Consider the following 16692-nt stretch of genomic DNA (forward strand, 5'->3'; position numbering starts at 1 on the left):
TCAACTTTGAAATAAAAAACGGTGGCTTCAATGCCACCGTTTTTGAAGATCTAACTGGCCAGAATAGGTTACCTTGTCACTTTCTTATAACAGCGCTCAGGACGCCCTACCGTACCGTAATTTAAATCCGCCTCTAATTCACCAGAGCTAATTAAGTATTCCAGATATCGTCTTGCCGTGGTTCGACTGGCTCCGATTTTTTCTCCGGCCTCATCCGCAGTGAGCATTTCTTCACCCGGGAACAAGTCTCGGATTTTATCCAGCGTCACACTATCGATGCCTTTTGGCAGACGTTTTGCGCCTGTTTCAGAAATATTGTTCGACTGAAACATCTTATCAACCTGACTCTGATCCAGGCTGCCAGCGACATCAAAACGCTCACGCTGCGCAAGATATTTTTTCAGTGCTACCTCTAACCTCGGAAACATAATTGGCTTAAGCAGGTAGTCGACAACTCCACCACGCATGGCTGTTTGCAGCGTATCAACATCCCTTGCAGCGGTAATCAGAATGACGTCGCAAGTTTGATTTTTAGCACGTAACGTATTGAGGATCTCCAGCCCTGTCCCATCGGGTAGATACACATCCATCAGCAGTAAATCGGGGTTGAGTATCTCCAATTGCATTTCTGCTTCCATTCGCGTTGTGGCTATGCCCACCACCTCTAAGCCCGACAATTGGCTGAGGTATTTATGGTGGAGTTCTGCAATAGCGAGATCATCTTCGATGATCATGACACGCGTTGCCGTCTTCATATTTGTTCTTCCTTAGGCAAATATACGGTTATTCTCGTTCCATATTGCGTATTCGGCAGCATCTCAACATGACCGTGATAGCGTGTGGCGAGTTGATTGACCAAGTGCAACCCCACACCGCGATTATGGAGTGCTTTTGTTGAAATGCCCTTTTTGAAAAGTGTTTGTGGTTCAATGTTTTCTGGCAGCCCACAGCCCTGATCGCTGACTTCCATGATCACTTCGTTACCGTAGTCACTCAGCGATACCTCGATGTCACGTCGTTCAATCGCCACCGTCGACTCTTCACGAATCGTCGATAACGTCGCATCAAAAGCGTTGTCAATTAAGTTACCCAAAATGGTCACCAAATCCTCTGCGTTCAACCATTCAGGTAGCGGCTCTAAGCGGCTCCCTTCTTCCACAACCAGATTTAAACCAAGCTCACGAGCACGTTCTGTTTTTCCCAACAACATACCCGCAATCAGAGGATCTTTTATCGTGTCCCGCAAAAACTCGATCATCGCTTGATAATGTGCGGTTTCTTGGCCTATCAGTTTTTGCACCGCATCAAGCTCCCCCATTTGGACAAGCCCGCTAATGGTGTTGAGCTTGTTTCTATGCTCATGCGTCTGCGAACGTAACAGTTCCGCGTATTCCTTTGTCTGAGATAACTGTTCTGTTAGCTCACTGATCTCGTCACGTAAGCGAAAACTGGATACCGCACCCACGACTTTTCCATCAACGTATATTGGGGAACGATTGGCAATTAAGCGTTTGTGGTTGAGGTAAATTTCAATGTCGTGATCTTCTTGACCCGTTTCAAGCACGGTATATAAATCGCTATCACGTAATGTGTCTGTTAACGGTTTATTGAGTGCCGTTTCTCTGTCGATTCCTAATATCTGACACGCGCTGCGGTTTATTGAACGAAGGACACCTTGAGAATCAATGCTTAATATCCCTTCTTTAATGGTCCCCATCGTGACTTCGAGCTCACCATACAAGCGGCCAATTTCTTCAGGTTCAAAGCCCAGGATGGCACGTTGAAACTTTCTTGAGGCATAGTTAGAAACCACCGCATTTGCGATAACCACGATAATTACCATCAGAATTAAGAAGGTTAAGAAAGGCTCGATGCGATCTTGTAACCGCTCGAGCAAATAACCTACCGACACGACCCCAATGACTTGGCCTTTATCGTCAAAAATTGCGGCTTTGCCTCGAATGGAATAACCCAATGAGCCCTTCGCTGTTGATATATATGACTTACCTTCATCGAGCGCTCGTTGGTTATCACCGCCTTTCATTGGCTTTCCTATCCGCTCATCGATAGGGTGAATCACACGTACCCCATTTCGGTCGCCAATGACAATAAATGCCGCACCGATAGCTTGAGTCAGCTCGCGAAAACGTTCTTGATAACGTTGTGGATCATCACTCTCAATGATTTCACGCACGATCTCGGAGTTTGCTAAAAACTGAGCGATACCGAGCGCTTTCTCACCCATTTCCTGCTCTTGATTGACTTTCAGGTACGTAACCCCTGCAGCGACAAGGAGCAGTAACTCAATGAGACCAGAAAGTGTCATAATAATGAGCATTCGCTTACGAAAGCTAATGGTGCTCCAACTCATTATTTACTCCTCATCAACACCTTCCAAGCCACATAAGTTAACATTGAGTTAACAGTCAGGCTGTTATCAGATAGCAAATCTGTGAACAACACAAACAAACAGCAAAGTTTGTGCTCAAATAATAGACGGCATGAAAGCGTTAAAGACAATCATTCACCAAAAAATGGGGAATCACCTTATATTCAACAGCATACATAGCACTTACTCGAAAACATGAATTCGATCACGCCAATTTAGGCGATTTTTAAAGCGCCCTTAGGTTTTCAAGCGTATAATTTTTAGTCAGGGAGGCCGAACAGAGCCTCTCACTTATAAAGCAGTGAAACCGGAAGTCTATAAAGAGCTCAACATCATTGTCAGTAAATTCGAATAAAAAACTCATAAAAAGAAATACTGCGATATGACAAATAGTTAGACACCCTCTGAGTACTAAAAAACCATAAACAGAGGTGTATTTATAGTTAGAAGGAACACTTAAAAATGGAACGTGATAATTTTGGAATTTGTCTTAATAAGGCCATGTTGTCAGAAAATATGTATTCAACTTTCACGCATGTCCGTGCTTATGAGAAAAATGGAGGTAGCGCGTCAGAACTTAAAGTGCTGCTGTCATTCCCTCAGATGAGTGGAAAGGATCTATTGAATACAATGTGTGGCTCTCGCCAGTTAGAGTGGAGAGCAGAGTTCCACTGCCCGTACCAAAAATAAAGTTATACTAAGTTGGCGTCTGGTAAGCATTAACCGGACGCCGTTGTAGCCCGCTTTTCTCGCTTTAACCACTTAACATCGAACGATTATTCCTCTATATTAGAGCTAATACTCTATAACAAAGCAGCCACTATGAAACAAACTGGAAAGTTTTGGGTACTTACTCTCATCAGTAGCTCGATTTCTTTCGCCTGTCATTCCACTCCTATTACCCTAGATAGTGCATGGCAATTGCTATTAGAAAACAACTATTCTCTGAAAGCACAACGCTCAAATGTTGAAAGTTATCAATATCAGGAGAAAGCAACAGGCAACCTTAATTTGCCGCAAGTTTCTCTTGGCGCAAACTACACTCGCTTAGATACCGACATCACCCTTTCTGGCAAGCAGATTTTCGACAGCACAGGTGCTGAGATTGCGGTTCCGCCTGCCTTTCAAAACATTCTGGGTACGCTAGCGAACACCACGTCGACCATTACTGAGCGTGATATTTTCTCTTCTTCTATTCGCGCGATCTGGCCTATTTTTACTGGCGGTCGTATTTCTGCCGCGCAGACTGCCGCCGAAGGGAAAACCGACGAAGCAAAAAGCCAACTCGCGATGGAACAACAAGCGCGTTTTGAAGATCTGTCGAAGTACTATTTTTCAGTTGTGCTGGCAAAAGAAGTGCTGGCGACTCGTCAAGCCGTAGAAAAAGGGCTGAGAAAACACCGCGACTTCGCGATTAAGCTGGAAGAGCAAGGACAAATTGCCCGAGTAGAACGCTTGCAAGCTGAAGCGTCATTAGATAAAGCCTCGGTTGAAACTCGTAAAGCCTTGAGTGATCTCACCATTGCTGAAGCCGCGTTGGGAAAAATTCTCGCCCAAGAGCAATCTGTTGAGCCAGCAGAAACGTTATTTATCAACACGAGCCTTCCTCCACTCAATGCCTTTATTGAGCAGACATTAATCACCTACCCTGGTTTGGATCTTCTCGATGCTAAAGACAAACAAGCTCGAAGTTTAATCAAAGCGGAAAAAGGCAAGTACTATCCCGAAGTCTTTTTATACGGTGACTACACCTTATATGAAGACGACTCTCTCGCAAGCCAAATGAAACCCGATTGGTTGGTCGGCGTTGGCGTGAGTGTCCCATTGATAGAATCAACTGGCCGAAGTGAAAAGACCAAAGCGGCACAAAGTATGGTTTCGCAAGTCGACGCATTGAAATCTCAGGCGAAACAAGACTTATCACTATTGGTTCAGAAAACCTATCTGGAAGCTCAACAAGCGATTGATGAAGTGCAAGGGCTAGAATCCAGTATCGCACTTGCAAACGAAAATCTGCTTCTGCGTGAAAAAGCGTTTACCCAAGGCCTGTCTTCTTCGCTCGATGTTGTTGATGCGCAGCTCTATGTCGCCAATATAGAAACGCAACGTTCGGCAGCGAGATTCCGCTATCTGATCTCTTTAACCAAGTTATTGGCATTAAGTAGCGAAATCGATAGTTTCCAACAATATAAAAACACCGCCTATACCCCAGCTTTACCGTCTAAAGAGGTGCGATAAACCATGGCAGCAAAATCATTAAAACCCATTTTATTATCACTTTGCGCTGTAGGTGTTACCGCTTGGGTTGGCTTTCAGTTTTATCAGGCTTATCAGCCAGAGCCGGTTCGTCTGCAAGGCATGATTGAGGCACAGCAATACAGCATTTCCTCAAAGGTACCGGGGCGTATTGATCAAGTCATGGTCCGTAAAGGAGATGATGTTGAAAAAGGCCAGCTAATTTTCACGCTTCACAGTCCAGAAATCGCAGCAAAATTAGAGCAAGCCAAAGCGGGTGAGAAAGCGGCAGATGCCTTGGCCCAAGAGGCTGAAAAAGGGGCTCGTGAACAGCAGATCCAAGCCGCTAAAGATCAATGGTTAAAAGCGCAAGCCGCTGCTAATCTCATGGAAAAAACCTATAACCGAGTTAATAACCTGTACCGAGATGGTGTCGTTGCTGAACAGAAACGCGACGAGGCATTAACTCAATGGCAGGCAGCTAAATACACAGAAAGCGCGGCTTTCCAAATGTATGAGATGGCGAAAGAAGGCGCTCGCAGTGAAACCAAAGTCGCAGCGGCAGAAAAAGCACGCATGGCGTCTGGCGCGGTTGCTGAAGTAGAAGCTTACGCCAAAGACACCCAAATACACAGCTGGTTTAATGGCGAAGTGTCTCAGGTTCTACTGCAAAGTGGAGAACTTGCACCACAAGGTTTTCCTGTCGTTACGGTTATTGATACACAAGACGCGTGGGCAACGCTGAATGTGCGTGAAGATCTTCTGAAGTATTTCAATGAAGGGGCAACCTTTCAGGCTTACTTACCCGCTTTGGATAAGAAAGTAGAATTTAAAGTCACACATGTTGCGGTAATGGGCGACTTCGCGACTTGGCGTGCAACGGATGCGGCTCAAGGATTTGATTTACGTACTTTTGAAGTCGAAGCGAGGCCAGTCCAGCAAGAGTCTGACTTGCGTATGGGCATGAGTGTTGTGGTTGAACTCTGAACACTGCCTTAGGTTAACGTTATGACGATTCAGATTTCACAACGCCATATAGTACGACGCGATAAATGGTTGGCATCCTGCCTTACTTGGGTGCCCATTTTACTTGCTCTGACGATTTGGGGAGTCTTCTCTGCTGGTATCGCGCGCGATTTGCCCATAGGTATCGTGGACATGCAGCACTCGCAGCTTTCACGTAAGCTGATCCAGTCCTTAGATGCTTCTTCGACTTTGTCCGTGGATTACCATTACGCCAGTACCACCGATGCGAAAAATGCCATGATCGAAGGTGACATTTACGCTTATGCCGTGATCCCGCCAAAGTTTGATCAGGACATACTTCAGCACCGTCAGCCTCAGCTGTCTGTTTTCTTCAACAGCCAATATATTCTGGTAGCGAAGTTAATAAACTCGGCCGTTGCACAAGCGCAAGGCTATTTTGATGCTCAGGTGCAAACCATGGGTAATCTCGCCAAAGGCAATACCACTTCGCTTGCCGCTATCGGGCAGGCCGTGCCTGTTTCGACACAAATTACTGCGCTTTTTAATCGCAATACCAACTATGCACAGTTTCTGGTTACGGCTATTGTGCCCGCTATCTGGCAGATTTGCATCGTAGTAAGTACGATTTTAATTCTTGCTGCTCATTTTCGTATCTATGGCGGTAAAAATAGGTTCGAGTTTCTCGGCGAAAGACCTTGCTTACGACTGGCGTCGATTCTAAGCCATTACATTCCAGTATTTATGATCCAAGGTGCTCTATACCTCTACTGGTTTTATGCTCTGCTTAACTGGCCAATGGAAGGCAGCGTAGTAGTTATATTACTGGCACAGCTGGTAACGGCTATCGCCTGTATTATTATGGGTGCTCTGTTTTTCTTTCTGTCTATGGATCCCGCTCGCGCGATGAGTTTCGCTGGTGCGTTTACCGCGCCAAGTTTTGCCTTTATGGGCATTACTTTCCCAGTCACAGACATGAGCACGCTTGCTACGGCTTGGCGTTCGCTATTGCCAATCAGCCATTACATTGAAGTTCAAGTAGGTCAGGCAAGCTACGGAGCGTCAGCAGCTCAATCACTGAGTTCACTTTGGACAATGATCGGTTACACCGTACCGTTGCTACTCACTGCTGCGTTAATCCACAAACACCGAAATGCCACAAGCCTTAATCATAATCAGGAGAGCGCATGACACTCTGGCAACTGATTAAAGCGGAAATTCGCTCAGTTTTTACCAACCCGGTCGTCACACTAACCGTCTTCGGTGGTGTGATATTTTATTCATTCCTATACCCACTGCCCTATACTCAGCAAACCCCTCGAGAGCAGCCGATAGCCGTCGTCAATTTAGATGGCAGCCAGACCAGCCTGAAATTGGAGCGTATGGTGGATGCGACACCTCAGGTAAAAATTGTATCCAGATTACATACCATCGAAGACGCCAAACAAGCCTTTTTGAACCGCGATATCACCGGTTTTTTAGTCATTCCTGAGCACTTCTATAAAGATTTGATGCTAGGTAAAAGCCCAACTCTTGCCTATGCTGCGGACGCTTCTTACTTTTTGGTGTATGGCACAGTCGTAGAAGGTTTGGCACAAGCTGGCGGGACGCTAGGTGCGCAGGTAAAAGTCAGTAAGCTGGTGATTGAAGGTGTGCCTTTGAGTATGGCCAGCCACAACTACTCGGCGATAAAACTAAATATGAAACCGACCTTTAACCCCACCATGGGTTATATCGAATACGTAGTACCTGCGGTGTTCGTTCTGATTCTACAACAAACGTTGATCATGGCGGTTGGATTACAAACGGGATCACAGCGACATGGTCGAGGTTACTGGTCACAAGTAACAACGCCTTCATTACTGCTAGTAAGGACGCTTATCTTTGTCGCGATTTATTTCCTGCTTAGTACGTATTATTTTGGTGCCAGCTTTGAAAGGTTAAGCGTTAATCACATCGCTCAGGCAACTGAACTGCTTTCCTTGATGGTTCCGTTTCTGTTGAGCTGCTGTGGTTTGGGTTTTTGGCTCGGTTACCTTTTACCACGCAGAGAACTGGTCACCTTAGTCGTTTTGGTCAGCTCAATGCCACTTATCTTCCTTGCCGGATTCATTTGGCCAGTAGAAACCATTCCGGCTCCCCTGCTTTGGATTGCTGATTTAAGCCCGAGCACTTGGGCGATTAAGGGCTTTCTCGCCTTAAATCAAATGGGCGCAACATGGCAACAAGTGGCTAAACACTGGACTGCCCTTTGGCTGCTAACTGTGTTCTGGGGCGGTATCGTGTATTGGATAGCCAGACGCCACTCAAATCCTGTCGTGACAGAAAGTGTAAGCTAAAGAACGGATAAGCATACGCATACAGCACAAAGCCCGTGTGTTATCGTCCAAATAAGCCGCTTTTCATTGCCGAAATAAACACAGTAAAACCACAAACAACAAAGGAGCCTAAAAAGGCTCCCTTTGTATCACGTCTTGTTGTGTAATTGACTTACGCAACATCTTCTATTGATTCAGCGTTTTCTACTGGCTCGAAAAACTCATCATGCAGTGCACAAATCGCTCGCTGATACTCTTTATCACCCACAACGAATTGAACGTTCACATTACGTAATGATGAGTGCAGAGCTACTGGCGTAACACCACTATTCATCAGTGCCAATACACCTTTCGCCAAGGTTTTGTTGGTGTCAATCTGAGAACCAATCGCTGAGATCAACGCTACCATACGGCCTTTAATTGATGCTTTCGGGTAACATTTTTCCGCTTTATACAGAACTTTGTTTAAGCTGTCTGCATTACCACCCAGGTAGTAAGTAATCGAGTTGGCGTTCATTTCTTTACCAACCAATGTCACGTGTGCATCTGAGATGATTTCCATCAGCTCGTAACTCACGTTATCTACTTTACCAACCATCGCTTGGTCAAACAGATGCAACGCAAACACTTTCTGCTTACCCGCGATGATCTCCACTTTGTCTTCCTCTGGACGGTAACCAGAAGAAATCAAAGTACCTTCATGTTCAGGTTCAAATGTGTTTTTAATTTGCAGTTCGATACCACTTTCACGCAAACCCGCTGCTGCGTTAGGGTGGATAGCTTCCATTCCCAGGTTAGCCAGCTGGTCAGCCACATCGTAGTTCGTGCTGCCAATTGGCAATACTTTCTCAGGACCAACAACACGTGGGTCAGCAGAACTTAAGTGATATTCCTTGTGGATTATCGCTAAATTCGCTTTCGTGATCGAAGCAACTCGGCTGAAAGTCATCTCACTGTAGCCTCGGTCATACGTATGCATAAGACCTTCTTTACAATATGCATAACCCGTCACGATAGGCAGTTCTTTTGATACATCGATATCCGCAAAAGCTTCGCTGATTGATTCATCAAGACTCTTCGGCTCGGTTGTATCCCAACCTGACAAGTCGACAAACTTAGCGTTAATGCCCATGTTTTTCAGTTTCAACGCGGTGTTATAAGCACTGTGCGCTTCACCAATTGAAGAAAGAAACTCACGGATTTGAGGCAAGTAGTGACGCAGTGAAAACTGGCCGTACTGGCACGTTTCTAAAATATTAGCGATACAGTTTTTCGCTTCTGAAATGCGTGAACGAATAAACTTATCCGCTCGCATTCGATTCATTGGATCGGCGAAAATATTCTCGTTTGTCAGCAACATACGATTTTCTACGTATGCCAACGCTTCTTCCCACGAGTCATCACGCTTAGCAACCAGTTGGTATACGCCCGCTTTGCTGGTTTTTTTACATTCTAATAGCGCGTCAGTCATACCACCGTAAGCCGATACAACAAATACTCGGTTGTATGGTGTCTTGGGACGAAGAATAATATTGTCTAGAACAGCATCAAATGCTGTCATTGAAGTACCGCCGATTTTTTCTACGGTAAAAGTCATGTTAAGCCTTTTTTGATTGGTAACTTAAAAAATAAAGAAGAGAGAATTGAAATGTGAGGTGGAAACCCACCTCACAGTGACTATTTAGTTTTAGTCAACAAGAGGGTACACGCCGTTCTCGTCGTGTACTTCCGCACCTGTGATAGGTGGGTTGAATACGCACGCCATTACCATTTCTTTATTTTTATATGCTCTTAGGTAGTGCTCGTCGTTTTTATCCAGAATGTACAAAGTACCCGGTTTGATTGGGTAGGTTTCACCGCCTACCACTTCAATCTCACCTTCACCACTCATACAGAAAACAGACTCTAAGTGGTTTTTGTAGTGGATGTGCGTTTCCGTATCTTCGTAGATAGTTGTGATATGGAAAGAGAAGCCCATCTTGTCGTCTTTCAACAACATACGGACACTTTCCCAAGTATCTGAAACTACACGTCGCTCACTGTTGCGACACTCTTCGAGTGTTCTAACGATCATTATAAATTTTCCTTATTAAGATGCTTGTTTGAAGTGTTTTGCAGCGATAGTTTCTACTGCGTTTTCAAAAATGCTTAGTCCTTGATCGAGCTCTGATTCGCTGATGGTTAAAGGACAGAAGAATTTAACCACTTCGTCGTCAGGACCAGCAGTCTCGATGACCATGCCGCTGTCAAAACACGATTTAGCAATTTCTGATGCCAGGTCACCACTGTTACACTCGATACCCACCATCATGCCGCGACCTTTTTGCTTCACGAACATTTGTGGGAATCGACGTACACAACGCTCAATAACGCTGCTTACAAGCTCTGAACACTGCTTGATGTGCGTTTCAAAGTCTTCGTTAGCCCAGTAGATTTCCAGCGCTTTAGCGGCAGTAATAAATGCGTGGTTGTTGCCACGGAATGTACCGTTGTGCTCACCTGGTTTCCATTGGTCAAGCTCTGGTTTCAGAAGCACAACCGCCATTGGTAAACCGTAACCACCAATAGATTTCGACAAGGTTACGATGTCTGGCTGAATGCCTGATGGCTCAAAACTAAAGAACGTACCCGTACGTCCACAACCAGCCTGAATATCATCGACAATCATAAGAATGTCGTTTGCTTTACAAATTTTGCTTAGACGTTGTAACCACTCGTTTGAAGCGACATTCAAGCCACCCTCACCCTGTACTGTTTCAAGAAGTACAGCGGCAGGCTTGTCCATACCAGCTGAGTTGTCGTTAAGCATGGTTTCAAACAGAGCCAAACCATCCACGCCTGCGTAACCTTCGAAAGGAATACGAGACACGTTGTGAAGGCTAGAACCATTGCCTTGTCTATGATGCTGGTTGCCAGTTGCCGCCAATGCGCCTGCTGTACAGCCGTGGAAACCATTGGTGAAAGCGACGATGCTGCTGCGGCCCGTTACTTTTTTAGCCAGCTTAAGTGCTGCCTCAACGGCGTTAGTACCAGTAGGCCCAGTGAACTGAACTTTGTAGTCCAGTTTTCTTGGCTTAAGAATGTAGTTGTCTAGCGCTTCAAGAAACGTTGCTTTCGCTTCTGAATGCATGTCTAGACCATGTGTAATACCGTCCATTTCAATGTACTCAAGTAATGCTTGCTTAAGTACAGGGTTGTTATGGCCGTAATTTAGAGATCCCGCTCCAGCAAGGAAGTCTAAATAGCGTTCGCCCTGTTCTGTTTCCAGCCAGCAGCCTTTCGCTTTACGAAATACGACTGGAAAGTTGTTTGAATATGAGCGTACGTTGGATTCCTGCTTTTTGAAAATATCCATGATGAGACCGTTTTTTAATTCCTATTGTTAGGGGATTATTTTAGGGGAATTCGATACAAGTACTCTGTATCGTGTTTGCCTTTAAAGTGAGCTTTTTCATCCAAAAATGTGCTTACTTGGCCTGAATTGCCGTTCATCGCATCTAACTTTTTGAATAAAGCCCAAGAAGCTTTGTTGTCTTCCGTGATAGTCGTTTCTACCATCTTCACGTCACTTAGACCTTCTCTGGTCAGAAGCTCTTTTAACATGCGAAACGCTAAACCGTGTCCTCTGTAACGAGGTGACACTGCAACCTGCCAGACAAATAACACTTCTTGTTCGTCTGGTTTCTGATAACCCGATATGAAACCAGCGATATCGTTATTGCACTCAACCAGAATACTGGTCTTGCTGAAATGTGTTGACTGAAGGAAATTGCAATAAGAAGAATTCATATCCAACGGCGGACAGTCTGCAATTAAGCTGTAAATGTCGTCACCGTCAGAAATCTTAGGTTCACGAAAAATCCATTTGGTTCTTGTTTCCTCTTTAATTTCTGGATAGAGGACCCAAGGTGCTGATGTGATCATGTGAAAATTCATATCCTTTGAGGTCTAATTAAATTCGCTATTATTATGGGCATCCCTCGCCACCAAAAATCAAATATTCGCGGATTATAACCTGATAAATGTGATACCAATCACACTTTATAGTCATTTAACCATATATTAAAATATTTGAGTTCTAATCTTATTCAGAAGCTGTTAATAGCGCGGGGGATTATAAATTAGAAAATAATATATCGCGTACACTCTATTTTTCGGGATAACCTAAAGCCCATCAACGGTTAGAGACGCACTGTTTTGCCGCTTCCATGTATGAAAGCGCTCAAATGCCTTACTGTCTAATCAACCAATCTAAGTTTCAAACAATTTTCTCTAGCATTTTCCTAACCAATCCATCAAAAATCAAAACAACAAGACAGCCATTTGTTATCTAAACATTTGACCTCTAATCTCTATTTCTTAAGCAAAGCGGGCTCATCTTGATTAAAATGCACACAACACCTGTACACAAATATGTCTAATAAAGTTCAAGATTAATTTAGCGCCGTGTCTTAGGCCCAAAAAATCTAGACCACACTAAACATAACTAACTGTTATTAAACAATTTAATTGTTATTGGAAATATCAAAGAAAGCACCCAAAACCAGCTGGAACCAAGATCACACACAACCCTAGTTCGTTGATATTTTTTCAAAAATTAATTAGAGTACAAAACGTTGAACACAAAAAAGGACGATTACATGGACCCCATACTGGAAGTTAAGGGACTTTATAAAGTGTTTGGTGAGAACCCAGAGCGTGCTTTCTCACTTATCGACAAAGGTGTCGATAAAGACAACATCTTTGAGCAAACTGGGTTAACTGTCGGTGTAAACGATGTTTCTCTATCTATCAATGAAGGGGAAATCTTCGTCATTATGGGCCTATCAGGCTCAGGTAAATCCACTCTTGTCCGCCTCCTAAACAGATTGATTGAACCAACCAAAGGGAGTGTTTTCCTTAAAGGTAAAGACATTGCCCACATCTCTGAAGACGAACTAAGAGAAGTCCGTCGTAATAACATCTCAATGGTTTTCCAAAGCTTCGCACTGATGCCACATATGACGGTGATTGAAAACGCCGCCTTTGGTCTTGAGCTGTCCGGAGTTAATGTAGAGAAAAGACGAGCCAGCGCTCTGTCTGCGCTAGAGCGCGTAGGGTTAGATACTTACGCTGAGTCATTTCCAGATGAACTGTCAGGCGGTATGAAGCAACGTGTAGGCTTAGCAAGAGCACTTGCCTGTGACCCTGACATTCTTCTGATGGACGAAGCATTCTCAGCCCTCGACCCGCTTATTCGAACTGAAATGCAAGACGAGCTTATCCGTTTACAGAATGACGATAAGCGAACAATCGTGTTCATTTCTCACGATCTTGACGAAGCGATGCGAATCGGTGATCGAATTGCGATAATGCAAAATGGTGCAGTTGTTCAAGTTGGTACACCGGATGAAATCCTTCACAACCCCGCTAACGACTATGTAGAAGCCTTCTTCCGCGGCGTAAACATAGCCAGTGTTTTGACGGTTAAAGATATCGCTCGTAAAAAGCCAGCAGCCGTGTTTAAAAAATCGGATAACGACGGTCCGGGATCTGCAATGCAGATACTCATGGACCATGATCGTGAATACGGTATTGTCATCGACAAATCCAGCCGCTACTCCGGCATTGTTTCGCTCGAGTCATTACGCTCAGCGCACAAAGAAAATCGCTCCTTAGCCAGCGCACAGTTAGAGAACGATGTCACGCTCCAACCACACCAGTCGATTAACGATATTTTAGGCGTGGTTGCTGACGTTCCTTATGCAGTACCCGTTGTCGATGAACAAGGGACTTACTTTGGCGTTGTGACGAAATCACGTCTTCTTCAAACACTAGACAAGGAGTAAGGCAATGTCATCAGAAGAAACAAATAACGATCCGTGGGCTCAGCCTGCTCCTGCGCAAGATGATCCCTGGGGTCAAACTTCGGACGCAGCCACCAGCAATGACTGGCTCAGCTCAGAAACAGTTGAACATGCACCTTTTGATATCATGCACCCATTTGAGGAACCAGTACTTCCCCTCGATGACTGGGTAGAAACAGGGTTAAACTGGTTAGTGGATCACGGCCGTCCGGTTTTTCAGGCGATTCGAGTTCCAATCGACTTTATTCTGACCTCATTTGAAACCACACTTGTGTCAACGCCAGCACCAATTATGGTACTGGTTCTGTTTCTACTCGCGTGGCAATTCTCAAACTTCAAACTGGGCGTCTCGACCGCTCTATCCCTCATATTCATTGGATTGATTGGCGCATGGTCTCAAGCGATGACCACACTGTCACTGGTCTTAACAGCCGTGTTTTTCTGTCTGTTGATCGGGCTACCTTTAGGGATATGGCTTGCAAGAAGTGACACCGCGGCAAAATTTGTCAGGCCGATCTTAGATGCCATGCAAACGACACCTGCGTTCGTTTATCTGGTACCTATCGTTATGCTGTTTGGTATCGGTAATGTTCCTGGTGTTGTGGTTACGATTATTTTCGCACTTCCGCCCGTTGTTCGTTTGACCATTCTGGGCATTCAACAAGTACCGGAAGAACTGATCGAAGCTGGTCATTCGTTCGGCGCAAGCAAAAAACAAATGCTTTATCGCATCCAATTACCTTTGGCACTCCCAACCATCATGGCGGGTGTAAACCAAACTCTGATGCTTTCGCTCTCTATGGTGGTTATCGCCTCCATGATCGCTGTCGGAGGCTTGGGTCAAATGGTGTTACGTGGTATCGGGCGACTTGATATGGGTCTAGCGGCCGTTGGTGGTATCGGTATCGTAATCCTTGCGATTCTTTTAGACCGAATAACTCAGGTATTAGGCTTAAACGCAGGTAATACCAAACTGCGCTGGTATCACACGGGTCCTGTTTCATACCTGTTAAAACTGAAAACGAACCAAGACGATAAAAAACTTAGGAGAAAAACGAATGAATAGTTCATGGAAGACAACCCTTTCTATTGGGGCACTAAGTACCATTGCTTTTTCGACAAGTGGTATTGCAGCCGATCTACCAGGTGAAGGTGTGACTGTTCAACCAGTACAGTCAACCGTAGCGGAAGAGACGTTTCAAACGTTAATCGTAAATCGTGCGTTGGAAGAACTTGGCTACGACGTTCAGCCAACCAAAGAAGTAGACTACAACGTTGGCTACACTTCCATTGCTAAAGGCGACGCGACGTTTCTAGCCGTTGGCTGGTTCCCTCTTCACGCCGACAAGTACACCATGTCTGGTGGTGACGATAAGTTCTATCGCAAAGGCCAGTACGTTAGCGGCGCGGCCCAAGGCTACTTGATCGACAAAAAAACCGCAGAAAAATATGGCATTACCAATATTGGCCAATTGAAAGATCCAAAACTGGCGAAACTGTTTGATGCCAATGGTGACGGTAAAGCCGATTTAACTGGCTGTAACCCAGGTTGGGGTTGTGAAATGGTGGTTGAACACCAGATGGATGCTTTCAAACTTCGTGACACCGTCACGCATAACCAAGGTAACTATGCCGCGATCATCGCAGACACAATTTCTCGCTACAAGAAAGGCGACCCAATCCTTTACTACACTTGGACGCCATACTGGGTAAGTGGTGTTTTGGTCCCGGGTAAAGACGTCGTTTGGTTAGAAGTACCATTCTCTTCACTACCTGGTGAGCGTAACGATATCGACACTACCCTGCCAAACGGTAAGAACTACGGTTTCGAAATGAACTCTATGCGCATCGTTGCGAATAAAGAGTTTACTGAGAAAAACCCAGCGGCAGCGAAGCTGTTTGAAATCATGAAGCTCAACATTAATGACGTAAGTGCACAAAACATGATGATGAGCCAAGGTAAAAACAGTACCGCGGATATCGAGTCTCATGTTAACGGCTGGATTAAAGCGCACCAAAAAATGTTCGATGGCTGGGTAGCCGAAGCTAAGAAAGCAGCGATGTAAACCATCAGATAACGACTTTTAGAGTGCGATGTAACAGCACAAATCACGATGATAAGAGCCATTGGTTGATCCAACTGGCTCTTATTTTTTGACCTTTCCAGCCTAAACATGTCACTCCCGACTTCTTCTAAGCTACTGAAACTGCATTTCTAAGATAAAATTCAGTTAAATTTCATTCCTTAAGAGTTTCTTAAGTTTCGCGTTTTATTTTGTTGGTGACTAAACAACAAATGGAAGCGCTAATGAAAAAACATGAACAGACTTCTATTCAGGGTTTTACTTTAGACATCGTAATCCCTACTCATCCTCTTTGGCATGATGTGATCGAGCATGTTTCTCTTCGTTATCAAGAAGCATTTTTTGCCGAACTTAAAGTTTTCATGCCTGCGTATTTAACGCTCATCGATAACGACAAAATTATTTCAGTTTGTGGGTTTCGTATTGCAGAGCAAGAGCCTCTATTTCTCGAACAATATTTAGAGGACGAAGCGCAAAACCTTGTCTCTACCGTTTTTCAGTGTGACGTAAAGCGCTCCAATCTGGTTGAGTTTGGACACCTTGCCTCATTTGCGAAAGGCATGTCTGCCCTGCACTTTTACCTGATCGCTCAAATGCTGGTCGATCTTGGCTTTGAGTGGTGCATTTTCACCGCAACAGATCCTCTTCACGCCATGATGGCTCGTCTTGGATTAGAACCACAAACCCTTGCTCAAGCCGATCCAAACAAGGTTCCGGATTCACTGTCGACTTGGGGGTCTTACTACGATCATCAACCGCGTGTGCTCGCTGGAAACCTGGTCAAAGGGTTAGAGCGTCTTCGTTTAGTTCACGAACGCAAAAGCAAACAAGCGTAG

15 protein-coding genes are annotated in these 16692 nt (G+C 44.8%); 9 read left to right on the forward strand and 6 right to left on the reverse strand.

All coding sequences use genetic code 11. The features are described from left to right. Positions 1–68: 68 nt before the first annotated feature. Together VEJY3_RS08060 and VEJY3_RS08065 are read right to left on the reverse strand one after the other, a co-directional pair. Positions 69–755: a response regulator gene (locus VEJY3_RS08060; protein ID WP_014231954.1), complete on the reverse strand. Its 687-nt coding sequence runs from the start codon at positions 753–755 to the stop codon at positions 69–71. After that, complete coding sequence (locus VEJY3_RS08065; RefSeq protein ID WP_014231955.1) at positions 752–2371, reverse strand: sensor histidine kinase; 1620 nt, start codon at positions 2369–2371, stop codon at positions 752–754. The genes VEJY3_RS08060 and VEJY3_RS08065 overlap by 4 nt, the downstream gene beginning before the upstream one ends. A 480-nt stretch (positions 2372–2851) precedes the next feature. Between VEJY3_RS08065 and VEJY3_RS08070 the strand changes: the two genes are divergently transcribed. The 5 genes from VEJY3_RS08070 to VEJY3_RS08090 all read left to right on the forward strand — a co-directional run bounded on the left by VEJY3_RS08070 (position 2852) and on the right by VEJY3_RS08090 (position 7947). Further along, entirely contained in the window at positions 2852–3079 is a 228-nt protein-coding gene (locus tag VEJY3_RS08070; RefSeq protein ID WP_014231956.1) for a hypothetical protein, read from the forward strand. 132 nt (positions 3080–3211) lie between these two features. Next, positions 3212–4627 (forward strand): TolC family protein, encoded by a 1416-nt coding sequence (locus tag VEJY3_RS08075; RefSeq protein ID WP_014231957.1) that lies wholly within the window; start codon positions 3212–3214, stop codon positions 4625–4627. A gap of 3 nt (positions 4628–4630) precedes the next feature. Continuing rightward, positions 4631–5611: an HlyD family secretion protein gene (locus tag VEJY3_RS08080; RefSeq protein WP_014231958.1), complete on the forward strand. Its 981-nt coding sequence runs from the start codon at positions 4631–4633 to the stop codon at positions 5609–5611. Positions 5612–5632: 21 nt separating this feature from the next. After that, complete coding sequence (locus tag VEJY3_RS08085; protein WP_014231959.1) at positions 5633–6799, forward strand: ABC transporter permease; 1167 nt, start codon at positions 5633–5635, stop codon at positions 6797–6799. Next, positions 6796–7947: an ABC transporter permease gene (locus VEJY3_RS08090; protein ID WP_014231960.1), complete on the forward strand. Its 1152-nt coding sequence runs from the start codon at positions 6796–6798 to the stop codon at positions 7945–7947. Before VEJY3_RS08085 ends, VEJY3_RS08090 begins: the two co-directional genes overlap by 4 nt. Positions 7948–8098: 151 nt before the next feature. On the opposite strand, the gene VEJY3_RS08095 is transcribed toward VEJY3_RS08090, so the two are convergent. The 4 genes from VEJY3_RS08095 to ectA all read right to left on the reverse strand — a co-directional run bounded on the left by VEJY3_RS08095 (position 8099) and on the right by ectA (position 11850). Then, positions 8099–9523: an aspartate kinase gene (locus tag VEJY3_RS08095; RefSeq protein ID WP_014231961.1), complete on the reverse strand. Its 1425-nt coding sequence runs from the start codon at positions 9521–9523 to the stop codon at positions 8099–8101. Positions 9524–9613: 90 nt separating this feature from the next. Further along, positions 9614–10000, reverse strand: a complete 387-nt coding sequence (locus tag VEJY3_RS08100) for an ectoine synthase (RefSeq protein ID WP_014231962.1) — start codon at positions 9998–10000, stop codon at positions 9614–9616. Between the two features lie 15 nt (positions 10001–10015). Further along, positions 10016–11281, reverse strand: coding sequence for a diaminobutyrate--2-oxoglutarate transaminase (ectB, locus tag VEJY3_RS08105; RefSeq protein WP_014231963.1), 1266 nt, complete (start codon positions 11279–11281; stop codon positions 10016–10018). Between the two features lie 35 nt (positions 11282–11316). Further along, positions 11317–11850 (reverse strand): diaminobutyrate acetyltransferase, encoded by a 534-nt coding sequence (ectA, locus tag VEJY3_RS08110; protein ID WP_014231964.1) that lies wholly within the window; start codon positions 11848–11850, stop codon positions 11317–11319. Between the two features lie 716 nt (positions 11851–12566). On the opposite strand from ectA, the gene proV reads away from it, so the two are divergent. From proV to VEJY3_RS08130, 4 genes are all read left to right on the forward strand, one after another. Next, positions 12567–13754, forward strand: coding sequence for a glycine betaine/L-proline ABC transporter ATP-binding protein ProV (gene proV, locus VEJY3_RS08115; RefSeq protein WP_014231965.1), 1188 nt, complete (start codon positions 12567–12569; stop codon positions 13752–13754). Between the two features lie 4 nt (positions 13755–13758). Next, entirely contained in the window at positions 13759–14838 is a 1080-nt protein-coding gene (proW, locus tag VEJY3_RS08120) for a glycine betaine/L-proline ABC transporter permease ProW (RefSeq protein WP_014231966.1), read from the forward strand. Next, entirely contained in the window at positions 14831–15838 is a 1008-nt protein-coding gene (gene proX / locus VEJY3_RS08125) for a glycine betaine/L-proline ABC transporter substrate-binding protein ProX (RefSeq protein ID WP_014231967.1), read from the forward strand. Before proW ends, proX begins: the two co-directional genes overlap by 8 nt. A 242-nt stretch (positions 15839–16080) precedes the next feature. Beyond that, positions 16081–16692 (forward strand): thermostable hemolysin, encoded by a 612-nt coding sequence (locus VEJY3_RS08130; RefSeq protein ID WP_014231968.1) that lies wholly within the window; start codon positions 16081–16083, stop codon positions 16690–16692.

It is taken from the genome of Vibrio sp. EJY3 (genome assembly GCF_000241385.1).
In the GTDB taxonomy this organism is placed as follows: Bacteria; Pseudomonadota; Gammaproteobacteria; order Enterobacterales; family Vibrionaceae; genus Vibrio; species Vibrio natriegens.

What these genes read in the sequence shown, in the direction of transcription:
- VEJY3_RS08060 (WP_014231954.1), bottom strand. Translation starts at nt 755, where the DNA reads ATGAAGACGGCAACGCGTGTCATGATCATCGAAGATGATCTCGCTATT.
- VEJY3_RS08065 (WP_014231955.1), bottom strand. Translation starts at nt 2,371, where the DNA reads ATGAGTTGGAGCACCATTAGCTTTCGTAAGCGAATGCTCATTATTATG.
- VEJY3_RS08070 (WP_014231956.1), top strand. Translation starts at nt 2,852, where the DNA reads ATGGAACGTGATAATTTTGGAATTTGTCTTAATAAGGCCATGTTGTCA.
- VEJY3_RS08075 (WP_014231957.1), top strand. Translation starts at nt 3,212, where the DNA reads ATGAAACAAACTGGAAAGTTTTGGGTACTTACTCTCATCAGTAGCTCG.
- VEJY3_RS08080 (WP_014231958.1), top strand. Translation starts at nt 4,631, where the DNA reads ATGGCAGCAAAATCATTAAAACCCATTTTATTATCACTTTGCGCTGTA.
- VEJY3_RS08085 (WP_014231959.1), top strand. Translation starts at nt 5,633, where the DNA reads ATGACGATTCAGATTTCACAACGCCATATAGTACGACGCGATAAATGG.
- VEJY3_RS08090 (WP_014231960.1), top strand. Translation starts at nt 6,796, where the DNA reads ATGACACTCTGGCAACTGATTAAAGCGGAAATTCGCTCAGTTTTTACC.
- VEJY3_RS08095 (WP_014231961.1), bottom strand. Translation starts at nt 9,523, where the DNA reads ATGACTTTTACCGTAGAAAAAATCGGCGGTACTTCAATGACAGCATTT.
- VEJY3_RS08100 (WP_014231962.1), bottom strand. Translation starts at nt 10,000, where the DNA reads ATGATCGTTAGAACACTCGAAGAGTGTCGCAACAGTGAGCGACGTGTA.
- ectB (WP_014231963.1), bottom strand. Translation starts at nt 11,281, where the DNA reads ATGGATATTTTCAAAAAGCAGGAATCCAACGTACGCTCATATTCAAAC.
- ectA (WP_014231964.1), bottom strand. Translation starts at nt 11,850, where the DNA reads ATGATCACATCAGCACCTTGGGTCCTCTATCCAGAAATTAAAGAGGAA.
- proV (WP_014231965.1), top strand. Translation starts at nt 12,567, where the DNA reads ATGGACCCCATACTGGAAGTTAAGGGACTTTATAAAGTGTTTGGTGAG.
- proW (WP_014231966.1), top strand. Translation starts at nt 13,759, where the DNA reads ATGTCATCAGAAGAAACAAATAACGATCCGTGGGCTCAGCCTGCTCCT.
- proX (WP_014231967.1), top strand. Translation starts at nt 14,831, where the DNA reads ATGAATAGTTCATGGAAGACAACCCTTTCTATTGGGGCACTAAGTACC.
- VEJY3_RS08130 (WP_014231968.1), top strand. Translation starts at nt 16,081, where the DNA reads ATGAAAAAACATGAACAGACTTCTATTCAGGGTTTTACTTTAGACATC.